This window comes from Pedobacter sp., from assembly GCF_035317785.1.
Taxonomy (GTDB): domain Bacteria; phylum Bacteroidota; class Bacteroidia; order Sphingobacteriales; family Sphingobacteriaceae; genus Pedobacter.
Map to the genome: position 1 here is coordinate 1 of NZ_DATHGC010000388.1, position 11,009 is coordinate 11,009.

Below are 11,009 nucleotides of genomic sequence, written 5' to 3' on the forward strand. Positions count from 1 at the left end.
TCATCGATAGCGGTAAACCATGTAACCGGCAGACCCCGCATTCACACAATTTTCTTACACAGGACGGAAATACACCTGAAGGCATTGCAAAAATAAGTAAAGCACAGGTAATGCAGTACCCGACAATAGAATTTATGGAAGGCAAAGTAACCAGGGTAGGGGGTGAAAATAATCAGTTCGTGGTTTACAACTCAGAAGGACAAGCTATGGCAGCTAAGAAAATCCTGTTTGCCACAGGACTAAAAGATCTTATGCCAAAGATTAGGGGCTTTGCAGACTGTTGGGGTATTTCAGTGATTCACTGCCCATACTGCCATGGTTATGAATACAGGAATGAACAAACAGGTATTTTTGTCAACGGAGATATGGCATTCGAATTTGCAAGGCTGATCAATAACTGGACAAAGAAACTAACCGTGTTTACCAATGGGGTGTCAGCTATTGATAAATCGCACCGGGAGCAATTAGTCCAGCTCAATATTGATGTCGTGGAGACTCCAATTCAGGAGGTCCGGCACACGAATGGTATACTTGATAAATTAATATTTGCTGATGGAAGCGGCACGAAGATCACGGCACTCTATGCAAAGCTTCCGTTTGAGCAGCACAGTGACATTCCCATAAATCTGGGTTGCCAGATGACGGATGCCGGACACATTCAAACGGATGATTTCCAAAAGACAAGCATTCCAGGGATATATGCAGCAGGAGACAATGCTAACATGTTTCGGACCCTTTCAATGACCGTAGCCGCGGGAACGAAAGCTGGTGCCATTATTAACCAGGAACTGATTGCAGAATCATAACACAATGGTTCTGAATGTCAGGTTTACCCTTGGTTTTGTAACCAGCTTTGTCGGCGGAAGACGGTGCAGCCAATGTGTTTGAGTCGTATCTTTCATAACCAGCAGGCTGCCATGTTCCAAAATAACAGAAACGATTTGTTTGTTTTGTTTATGCTTGAACGAAAACTTTCTTTCAGCGCCAAAGCTCATTGAGCCAATTGCACCATTCTTTTTCAGGTCTTTTTCTCCGTCGCTGTGCCAGGCCATTCCCTCCTCACCGCTATGGTATAAATTGAGCAGACATGAATTGTAGGTTTCGCCCGTTTTTTGTTCGGCGACTGCTTTTAGTTCCAGCAACGCTTTAGTCCATGGAAGGGCCAGTTTGGTAACATTGGAATAGGTATACTCAAATTCCATGTCGCCATACCAGGCCACTTTTCTTTTAGTGATGATGCGCTTGCCAAAAATAACGGCCTCATCATTTCTCCATTCAATATGATGAAATAAAGTATCATAATAATGGCTGGCCTGCTGACTTGAAAACAGCCTGCCATAGTAATTTACCTCGCCGTCATATGGCAACAAATTGATTTCACTGGCTCTTACTTTACTGAATAGGTCTATCATCGCAATCTGGCATAAAATTAACATTACAAAATAAACTAACTCAATGCATCATGAAAAATAATTCCAACAGTATAGCGTTCGCCATCCCGAACTTCGCTTACCCCATGTTTCATATTAGCCCGATAGTAACCCTTGCTGCCCTTTACCGGGCGAAAATTTGTAGTAAAGGCCAATAGATCTCCTTTCTTCGGGTTAAGCACAACGGCCTTTGACTGCGCGCGGGGGTGCTGCTGGATCAGTATAAATTCGCCTCCCTTAAAATCTTCACCAGGCTCATTTAGAAACAATACCAGTTGAATTGGGAAATAGAGATCACCATAAAGATCCTGATGAAGCGTATTGTATCCGCCCTTGCTATATTTCAAGATCAGAGGAGTTGGTTTTAGCTGACCATCGGCCCTGCAAAGCGCATGAAGTTCCCGGAGTGTGTTTGGAAAACGCGTATCAATCTTCAAAACACTCATCCATGAATTTGCTATCGGAACAAGTTTCGGGTAAATACTGTCCCGGATTTGCTGGATAAGCCCCGGTAAAGGATAATCGTAATACTTATATTCTCCAAGCCCAAAACGATACCGCTCCATGACAACAGTTTTCCTGAAAATGCCAGGGTCATTATATGTTGCTTTCAGTTCTTCACATTGGGCGGGGTTTAAAAAACGGGGAATGACCGCATAGCCATTTTCATGCATTGACCCTGTGATAATTCCCCAGTTTACGGTCTCAGTTTTTGATAAGTTATCTTGCATAACATTTGATTAAATGAACAGATCAAAGGTCTGCAATACCCTACAGGAATAAAATCCGAATCTTGCCTTTTTACCCGAACTGACCAACCTGATAAGATCCGGCAACTGTTCTGAAAGAAACATTGACGCGGTTGTAGCTGTTGATGGCGATAACTGCCAGCGTCAGCTCAATTAACTCTTCCTCAGAAAACTGGGCTTTCGCCTGATGGTAGACATCATCCGGTACGTCTGCCCCGCTGATTTTTGTTACCGCTTCTGCCCAGGCCAGTGCTGCGCGTTCGCGATCACTATAGAAAGGTGCCTCGCGCCACGTAGCTAAAACATAAAGACGTTGTTCAGTTTCTCCTGCTGCACGCATATCTTTTGCATGCATATCAAGGCAATAGGCACAGCCATTAATTTGGGATATCCTGAAGTAAATTAAATTCAGAAGTGGTTTTTCGATTTGAGACTTTGTTAGATAAGCATTTAAACCATGCAGCGCTTTTATCGCATCCTGGCCTTTTTCGAAAAAATTGATTCTCTGTTCCATTTTTTTTCTTTTTAACGATAATGAATATTTGAATTACACCTATATGTCGAATAAGATGCTGGAAATTGGACAGCGGATGGAAAATATTTTTGATATATTAGTTGGATAAAATCATGGAACGCTCCCGGAAATATCTCACTGCAATTTTGGCAATACTGCTTGCTTTTTCAGCATGTTCCGGGACAGAGGTTCAAATCCCCGTACCTGGTGAAAAATTGGAGGAAAAGGTAGAGGAGGCGCTGAAATACTGCAATGCAAACAAGCTGAATACTTCTTATTGTATCTTGGTCGATATGAGCATTCATTCCGGAAAGAACCGTTTATTTGTTTATGACTTTAAGAAAAAGAAGATCGTAATTAATGGATTGTGTGCACATGGAAATGGTGGTGGCAGTACAGCCTTTAAGCCTGTTTTTAGCAACAAAGTCAATAGCAATTGTACTTCACTTGGCAAGTACAAGCTGGGCATCAGGTCATACAGCAGATGGGGAATCAACGTACATTATAAAATGCATGGTCTGGATAGTGCCAACAGCAATGCCTACAAGAGGATAGTTGTGCTGCACTCTTACTCGCCGGTTCCCGAATATGAAATTTATCCTTACGGTCTTCACGGGGTAAGCCTGGGATGTCCGGTCATAGCCGATCTTACCATGATTGAAATTGATAACCTGATTAAAGGCGGACAAAAGAATATGCTGCTCTGGATTTACCAATAAACATTACAAAACTGTGTTCTAAGCTTGCGGCTAAAGATTTTTTGAAACGGTAAATTTGCCCATTCAAATTTAGCACTTATAGAAATTGAATACGGTAAGATACATAAAGACGCAAAACCAGGGAATTTCTACAATTTTGGCTTTTGCATTGATCCCCTTATCGGGTTTCGCAACAGACATTTATATTCCCTCTTTACCTACAATGGCGGCAACGATGCAGGTGAGCAGCCTGCAGGTGCAGCTTACCCTTAGCCTCTTTTTAATCAGCTATGGAGTCTCTCAGTTGTTCATTGGCAGTATACTGGACAGTTTTGGCAGATATAAACTGAGCCTGATCTGCCTGCTGGTCTTTGCCGCGTCCAGTATTGTGATTGCCAATACCCACAACATTTATGTCATTTATCTGATGCGGATCATTCATGGATTTACGGTCGGTACCGTGATCGTGGCCAAGCGTGCTTTTTTTGTTGATGTTTATGATGGAGACAAGTTAAAGCATTACCTGAGTCTCTTTTCGATAATCTGGTCTACCGGACCGATTGTCGCCCCTTTGTCGGAGGTTATTTGCAAACGGCGTTTGGATGGGAATCCAACTTTTACCTGCTTGCAGGTCTTGCAGTGATCATGGCCATTTTGGAGTATGTGTACAATGGAGAAACCCTGAAAAAGTTTTTCGTATTCTCGCTTAGAAAGATCATAAATGTGTACATAGAGATGATCAGGACCACCAGTTTTTCATTGGGTATTGTGATGCTGGGGCTGGCCTATAGCATGGTCATGATTTACAACATGACGGGCCCTTTTATCATAGAACATCACTTTGGGTTAACTCCTGTTATCGCAGGATATAGCTCACTGATTCTTGGATTTGCATGGATGGTGGGCGGTTTTATCGGCAAGGCTACTATTGATCGTCCATTTTTTAAAAAGATGGCAGCCAATCTGGTACTGCAAATGTTGTTTGTTGCGTTGATGATCATCAGCATCGGTTTCATTTCCAATCTTTATTCCCTGATTTTCTTTGCTTTTATTATTCACGTCACAGCTGGTTATATATTCAATAACTATTTTACCTTCTGTCTCAGTAAATTTCCTAAAAATGCCGGCATAGCCAGCGGACTTACCGGCGGAATTACCTATGTGGTGGTTTCCGGGCTCAGTTATACCATCATTTCATTTTTACCTGCAAAGGACGAAGTGAACTTGTCTGCCAGTTATCTGGTCCTGAGCATAGTATCAGCGATAATTATGTATACGATTTACAAGCTGTCAAGAAGAACTGAATCAGCATCAATTGGTTAGCCTACATCTGTTTGTAACAAAAGAGTGACGGTTATTGGTGTAAATATAACACTAAGCTTTTTCAGATAATTGCTAAGTTTACCGTTCAGCACACCAACTAACCAGATAACTATGCTTCAAGTCAAATACCCTAAAATATACACCGCTGTATTTTCTGCAATTTGCATTTCAACCATTCTTTACGCCTGTAGTTCTGTCAAGCCGAAAACGGAAAATGCCGCTGCGGTTGTCAATACAACGCCTCCAAAACCAGCGCGCATATTGGTTTTTTCCAAAACCAAAGGATTTTACCATTCCTCTATCCCTGTCGGGATCGCGGCCATCCAAAAATTGGGTAAGGAAAACAACTTTATAGTTGACACCACCAAGAATGCCGATTATTTTGTTGAAGATAGTTTAAAGCGCTACAGCGCAGTAGTGTTTTTGAGCACCACAATGAATGTCCTTAACGCTGACCAGCAAGTACAATTTGAAAGGTACATTGAAGCCGGAGGCGGCTATGCGGGCGTTCATGGTGCGACAGATACCGAATATGACTGGCCATGGTACAACAAACTTGTCGGGGCCTATTTCAAAAGCCACCCGGGCAATCCCAATGTCCGCAAAGCTACTGTTGATGTAATTGATGACACCCATTTATCCACCCAGGGCCTGCCTAAAAAATGGGAACGTACTGACGAGTGGTACAACTATAAAAGCATTCAGGGCGATCTCAAAGTACTCGCTAAACTTGACGAAAACAGTTACGAAGGCGGCGAGAACGGCAATAACCACCCTATCGCCTGGTACCATGATTTTGACGGAGGTCGCGCATTTTATACCGGAGGCGGTCATACCGATGAAAGCTTTACTGAGCCCTTATTTGTTAAACACCTGCTTGGTGGGATCAAATATGCGATCGGAACCAATGTAACTTTGGATTATTTCAAATCCTATGCGGTAAAAAAACCGGAAGACAACCGCTTCACAAAAACGGTATTGTCCAACGATCTTAACGAACCGATGGAGCTTTCGGTGGCACCTGATGGCAGGGTATTCTTTATAGAGCGCACCGGTAATTTCTTTGTATATAATCCAGCGGATGGCAAGACTACACTGGTTTATAAATTTCCGGTTAAGGCGGTTGATAAATACCTGAACGGTTTACTGGGAATAGGTATTGATCCTGATTTTGCCACCAATAATTATCTGTATTTTTTTAATACCGCAGAAGCTGCCGGTAAATACAAACAACACATTTCACGGATCCCGATCAGCAAAGACAATGTGCTTGACCTGAAGTCTGAAAAAGTGATCATCGAGATCCCTATTGACCTCGAAGTGAGCGCGCATACCGGCGGCTCTATAGCCTGGGACAAACAGAAAAACATGTACATTTCGACGGGAGACAATACCGTTCCCTTTGAATCAGACGGTTTTGCGCCGATAGACCGGATGGACAACAGGCTGGTATACAGCGCTGAACGTTCCGCCGGTAACACCAACGACCTTCGCGGAAAGATTTTGAGAATTCACCCTGAAGCAGATGGAAGTTATACCATTCCTGAGGGTAATCTATTCCCGAAAGGTACGCCGCTGACCCGGCCGGAGATCTATGTAATGGGTTGCCGCAACCCTTATCGTATGTCTGTAGATGCGGAAACAGGCATCGTATACTGGGGAGAAGTTGGTCCGGATTCCGGTCAGGACGGTGTACAGGGGCCTCGCGGATATGATGAATTTAACCAGGCAAAAAAAGCAGGCAATTACGGCTGGCCATATTTTGTGGGAGACAGCAAACCTTATAAGGAACTCGACTTTGCAACCAGGGGAAAAGGAGCAACCTTAAAGGCAGGTCCATATTTTGATTTGAACGGAGCAACCAACAATTCTCCTTACAATACAGGCATGAAAGTCCTGCCGCCACCAACAAAAGCCATGGTCTGGTATCCTTATGGCAGATCAACCGAGTTTCCTGCACTTGGCGAAGGCGGCCGCTGTGCCATGGGCGGCCCAGTGTTCCATTACAATCCAAGCCTTCAGTCCAAAACTCAGTTGCCTGCCTACTATGACAAGGCCCTGTTCATGTACGACTGGATGCGCAACTGGGTATTCGCAGTTCGTCTGGACGAAAACCAGAACTACAAGCGCCTTGAGCCGTTCATGGAAACCAATGGCGATTTCAGACGTCCGGTAGATATTGAAATTGGTCCGGATGGTGTAATGTACATGCTGGAGTACGGCTCTGTTTACGGAATTGACAATGTAGACGCCCGTTTGGTACGTATCGATTATAATGGAGGAAACCGTGCGCCGATTGCTAAAATTGAAACCAGAGATACAATAGGCCTGGCTCCGTATAAAGTTGCCCTCAGTTCAAAAAGCTTTGACAATGACGATGATGACCAGCTGTCGTACGAATGGCGTTTTGAAGGAAATGCTATAGATTCTAAACGGAAAGAGGTTTCTTATACCTTTCAGAAAAACGGCGTATACAACGCAACATTAACAGTAACCGATCAGGCCGGACTTAGCAGCATTGATACTGTGACGATCAAAGTAGGGAATACCCTGCCGCAAGTGGCGATCAATGCCAGCAGCAATACTTCTTTTTTCTTTACAAAGGCCAGTAAGTTCAGCTACAAAGTTGAAGTAAAAGACAATGAAGACAAAATGATCGACAAGAAAAAGATCAAGGTCGATTTGAACTTCATTGCCAAAGTCCAAAACAACCAATCTCTTGTTGGCCATCAGGAAATCACGCCAACTTACAACTATGGCAAATCCCTGATTGCGAGCAGTGATTGTAAAGCCTGTCACCAGGTCAATGCGCTTTCTGTTGGCCCATCATTTATGCGGGTTTCCAAACGTTATGCAACAGACAAAGCAGCGGTTGACAAGCTGGCCAATAAGATCATCAACGGAGGCGGCGGAGTTTGGGGCGAACACGCCATGAGCGCCCACCCGCAGATCTCCAAAGACGACGCATCAGAGATTGTTAAATACATCCTGTCCGTTGGTGTTAAAAAAGAGAATACCGCATTGCCTCCCCAGGGTACGGCCACACTCAATAAACACCTCACCGTAAAAGATCAGGGACGATATATTTTCTCGGCTTCTTATACCGATAACGGAGGCGCAATTACCCCGCTCACCAGGAAAGAAACGCTGATCCTGCGTCCCTCAAAAGTTCAGGCAGAAGATGCTGACGTACTTCGGAATGTAGATAAAAGTGATAAGTCAGTCGGCAGTATCCACAATGGATCCTACTTCGGGTTTAGAAACATTGACCTTAAAGACATTGGTAAACTCACATTCCTGTATTCTTCATTAAATAGAAATGGAAGTATTGAAGTGCACCTTGATTCACCAAAAGGTCCAATAGTGAGCAAAGCTGATTTTGCCGCCACAGGCAATTGGGAAAAATACCAGGAGTTGAGTGCCGCAGTCAGCACAACAGCCACAGGACGCCATGATCTCTACTTTGTCATTGTAAAAGACACCGCACCAAATCAACATCTGATCAGCATTGACTGGATCAATTTTTCCGCTCAATAATTACCAGCCAGTCGCTCCCTCTTCCCTCAGAAGGCGGAGCGATTGCTTTTGTGCCCGAATTGTCAAACTCACCCAATGCCAGTTTATGCCCGTCTCTTGGGTTAAACAAGGCTGCGGTTAATTTACTGCCCTTTAAATTTTTAGTATTAATTGTTGTCTTTCTTCCGTATGGCAGATAAGCCATCAGAAAATCCCCGTCCTGCGAAATGGAACCCATTTCATATTCAACTGTCTCCGGGTTATCCCTGGCAATCACCGTTTGGTCCGGTACCAGTCTTTGCCAGTTGTAAGTTTCAAATAACTTCTTCATCAGTCCTACCTGAAAAGCCCCCGGATGGCCAAGGGCAATCTTCCAGTTCGTCCTGGCCCAGGAAACAGGATTTTGGTCATTATAAAACTGCCAGATATTGTGGTCGCCGTAAGTATGTCCCATCGCCCCGGAAAGCATGCTCCAGTAAGCGGTCTGCCTTGCGTCAAAATCATCCATCCAGCCAAACTTGCCCGGATTAAACTGATTGGGATGGTCCTCGTACCGGGGTTCCCCGTCTACATGAGGACGAATGGGAGTCAAAACCCTGTTCTTCCGGTTGAAACTGTAGTTTTTAGATTCTTTGGAATGCCCTGTCTGCGACATGTGAAAATCCAGCCAGGCATCGTCTTTAAAGAATTCTGAAGAGCTTCGTGCCCCTGTAGGGTGAAAGGTCATCAGGTGTTTGCCGCCATCACCTTTTTTCAAGCCCCTGGCCATAGATACAATAATGTCGCGGTCTGTTTGATCTTCAATATTTCTGTCGCCTCCCAGTACCCAAACGATAGCATTATTCTTATATCGTTTTCCCACATATTCGCCAAACACTTCCGCATTCTGCGGTGTAAAGATCTCAGGGCCCACACCCCAGGCTTTATTCCATTTATCTCCCCAGGAAGGTAGCATAGCGATGATCAGGCCCAGTTTTTCTGCTTTTTTCACGATGTAATCCACATGTTTAAAATAAGCCTCATTAGGTTTTGCGGGATCGTTGCCGGTCAGCGGCTTATCGCCATAGGGGTTAGGTTTATTCAATCCATCAAGTTCAGCCAGGACAACCGCCTGGATCATGGTAAAACCCTTATCTGCCCTGTCTTTAAGGTAAAGGTCTGCTTCTTCCCTGTTAAGTTTATGGAACAACTCCCATGCGGTGTCGGCAAGCCAGAAAAAAGGTTTGCCATCTGCTGTTTGTAAAAAACGATGATCCGGGCTTACTTTTAATTGTGCAAAGACGGGCAATCGCATGAGGATAAAAGCAACAATAATCAGGTTTCTGTACTTCATAATGGTTTGAATATGTGGTTAATATCAAACTTAAATAAAATATCAGATATTTCCGGTCCGTTTTACCGGAATCGAAATAAAGACAGATTCGCTATATTGCATTATGAAACGCGGCCTTACCCTATTTTGGAAGCTTTATATGTTTTTCTTCGCAGTCCCGTTCCCTATGATCCTGTATTACAGCATCAATAGCGGACTTGGCACGATGGGAACTGAAGACAAAAATCCCTGGTTTGCTCTTGGCATTCTTGCGGCATCTGCCATAGCCTGGTTCATTCTCCTAATCGGTTATTTTCGCAGCTGGGTGCTGCTGATCTTTGTCACAAAAAGGAACATTGAGACAATAAAAGCTGAGGGGATCTGCAGGGAAGCCAAAATTCTGAGTGCTGTGAAAATTGTCAGTCCCGGACCAGGGTACGAAAGCTACGACCTCAGTTTATCATTTAAAAACTTAGCAGACACCGAGATCATACAGAAAACCAGCGTCAATGACAGTAAGCCGCATGAACGACGCTATGAGGTTGGTAAAAAAGTAGACCTGGTAATTGACAAAGAGCTGAAGCATATTCCCTATTTTATATTTGCAGGTGCCGAAGTTTCTATAAAAACAACGAGGCTTGCTTTTATCATTATAGGCTGGGTGTTACTTTTTGCCATCGTAGTGGCCTATTATATCTTTTCTTACCAATATGAAAGCCATGGCACTGGCTGGCGTTTTTTGAGTTTTGGCCATCCATTACTCATTTGCCCGGTAGTGCTGTTGTTTTACCGGTACATAGGCGGATTAATTTTTAACAGGATTGGAGGAACATCCCTGGGTGAAGCGATCTTAATTAAATTTAAAGGGGTAAAAACCACCGCAAAGATGATCAATGCGAACCAGACAGGTACCTACATCAATGAACAGCCAATGATCCGCTTTGAACTCGAATATACCGATAGTATGCAGCAGGTCCGCAGGGCCAGCTTAAAAAAGATCGTGAACCTGCTGGACCTTAGTATCACAAAACAGGAAACGGTTGATATTTTCTATCTGAAAGACCAACCTGAACGCATCGCTTTTGCCAGTGATTTAAATGAAATAAGTTGAGCAAAATGAAGAACCTAATTATTCTGACCCTCTGTGGCCTCTTGTTTTTTAGCTGCAGACAGGTTTCTAAAAGTATCGAGGAAACATTTAACCCTAAGCATTCACCGTCCCTTAAGGATACGATTGCTCAGGCGGCTAAAGCCGGCCAGGCCCAGCATGCAGCAGCTATGAAAACAGCTGATTCTGTACTTCAGACCGCCCTTCAAATCATGGACAAAACCACTTCCAATATCCATATAGAACGATACACCGGTACTAAAAAAGGCGATTTCCTGACCAATACCGCTGAACTTGCAAAGGCAGAAAAAGCACTGAGACAACTGCCGCAATATGCAGACAAGGAGATCTTTATATAT

The 11,009-nt window shown here is 43.8% G+C and carries 9 protein-coding genes and 1 pseudogene; 6 read left to right on the forward strand and 4 right to left on the reverse strand.

Going from position 1 to position 11,009, the window contains the following annotated elements; translation table 11 throughout:
* The coding region (locus VK541_RS24580) for an NAD(P)/FAD-dependent oxidoreductase (RefSeq protein WP_324373264.1) at nt 1-806 on the forward strand (806 nt) is incomplete at its 5' end.
* Here VK541_RS24580 and VK541_RS24585 read toward each other — a convergent pair.
* The 3 genes from VK541_RS24585 to VK541_RS24595 all read right to left on the reverse strand — a co-directional run bounded on the left by VK541_RS24585 (nt 801) and on the right by VK541_RS24595 (nt 2,693).
* The gene (locus VK541_RS24585) at nt 801-1,412 is read right to left on the reverse strand and encodes an alpha-ketoglutarate-dependent dioxygenase AlkB family protein (RefSeq protein WP_324373265.1); all 612 of its coding nucleotides are present in this window, start codon (nt 1,410-1,412) and stop codon (nt 801-803) included. The genes VK541_RS24580 and VK541_RS24585 overlap by 6 nt on opposite strands.
* A 35-nt stretch (nt 1,413-1,447) precedes the next feature.
* Entirely contained in the window at nt 1,448-2,161 is a 714-nt protein-coding gene (locus VK541_RS24590; protein ID WP_324373266.1) for a 2OG-Fe(II) oxygenase, read from the reverse strand.
* A gap of 70 nt (nt 2,162-2,231) precedes the next feature.
* Complete coding sequence (locus VK541_RS24595) at nt 2,232-2,693, reverse strand: carboxymuconolactone decarboxylase family protein (RefSeq protein ID WP_324373267.1); 462 nt, start codon at nt 2,691-2,693, stop codon at nt 2,232-2,234.
* A 113-nt stretch (nt 2,694-2,806) separates the two neighbouring features.
* Here VK541_RS24595 and VK541_RS24600 point away from each other — a divergent pair, with 113 nt between their 5' ends.
* The 3 genes and pseudogenes from VK541_RS24600 (at nt 2,807) to VK541_RS24610 (ending at nt 8,251) form a co-directional block, all read left to right on the forward strand.
* The gene (locus tag VK541_RS24600) at nt 2,807-3,412 is read left to right on the forward strand and encodes a murein L,D-transpeptidase catalytic domain-containing protein (RefSeq protein WP_324373268.1); all 606 of its coding nucleotides are present in this window, start codon (nt 2,807-2,809) and stop codon (nt 3,410-3,412) included.
* Between the two features lie 214 nt (nt 3,413-3,626).
* A pseudogene (locus VK541_RS24605) lies at nt 3,627-4,714 on the forward strand (MFS transporter).
* 111 nt (nt 4,715-4,825) lie between these two features.
* Nucleotides 4,826-8,251 (forward strand): ThuA domain-containing protein, encoded by a 3,426-nt coding sequence (locus VK541_RS24610; protein ID WP_324373269.1) that lies wholly within the window; start codon nt 4,826-4,828, stop codon nt 8,249-8,251.
* Here the strand turns inward: VK541_RS24610 and VK541_RS24615 are convergent.
* On the reverse strand, nt 8,232-9,563 hold the full coding sequence (locus VK541_RS24615) for a glycoside hydrolase family 140 protein (RefSeq protein ID WP_324373270.1): 1,332 nt from the start codon (nt 9,561-9,563) through the stop codon (nt 8,232-8,234). The genes VK541_RS24610 and VK541_RS24615 overlap by 20 nt on opposite strands.
* A gap of 103 nt (nt 9,564-9,666) precedes the next feature.
* On the opposite strand from VK541_RS24615, the gene VK541_RS24620 reads away from it, so the two are divergent.
* Nucleotides 9,667-10,653, forward strand: a complete 987-nt coding sequence (locus VK541_RS24620) for a hypothetical protein (protein WP_324373271.1) — start codon at nt 9,667-9,669, stop codon at nt 10,651-10,653.
* A gap of 5 nt (nt 10,654-10,658) precedes the next feature.
* Nucleotides 10,659-11,009, forward strand: a 351-nt coding sequence (locus VK541_RS24625; protein WP_324373272.1) for a hypothetical protein, incomplete at its 3' end; no start/stop codon positions are given.

Bases quoted from the DNA above. Each gene is read 5' to 3' on its own strand.
- VK541_RS24610 (WP_324373269.1), top strand. From the start codon at position 4,826: ATGCTTCAAGTCAAATACCCTAAAATATACACCGCTGTATTTTCTGCA.
- VK541_RS24600 (WP_324373268.1), top strand. From the start codon at position 2,807: ATGGAACGCTCCCGGAAATATCTCACTGCAATTTTGGCAATACTGCTT.
- VK541_RS24615 (WP_324373270.1), bottom strand. From the start codon at position 9,563: ATGAAGTACAGAAACCTGATTATTGTTGCTTTTATCCTCATGCGATTG.
- VK541_RS24590 (WP_324373266.1), bottom strand. From the start codon at position 2,161: ATGCAAGATAACTTATCAAAAACTGAGACCGTAAACTGGGGAATTATC.
- VK541_RS24620 (WP_324373271.1), top strand. From the start codon at position 9,667: ATGAAACGCGGCCTTACCCTATTTTGGAAGCTTTATATGTTTTTCTTC.
- VK541_RS24595 (WP_324373267.1), bottom strand. From the start codon at position 2,693: ATGGAACAGAGAATCAATTTTTTCGAAAAAGGCCAGGATGCGATAAAA.
- VK541_RS24585 (WP_324373265.1), bottom strand. From the start codon at position 1,412: ATGATAGACCTATTCAGTAAAGTAAGAGCCAGTGAAATCAATTTGTTG.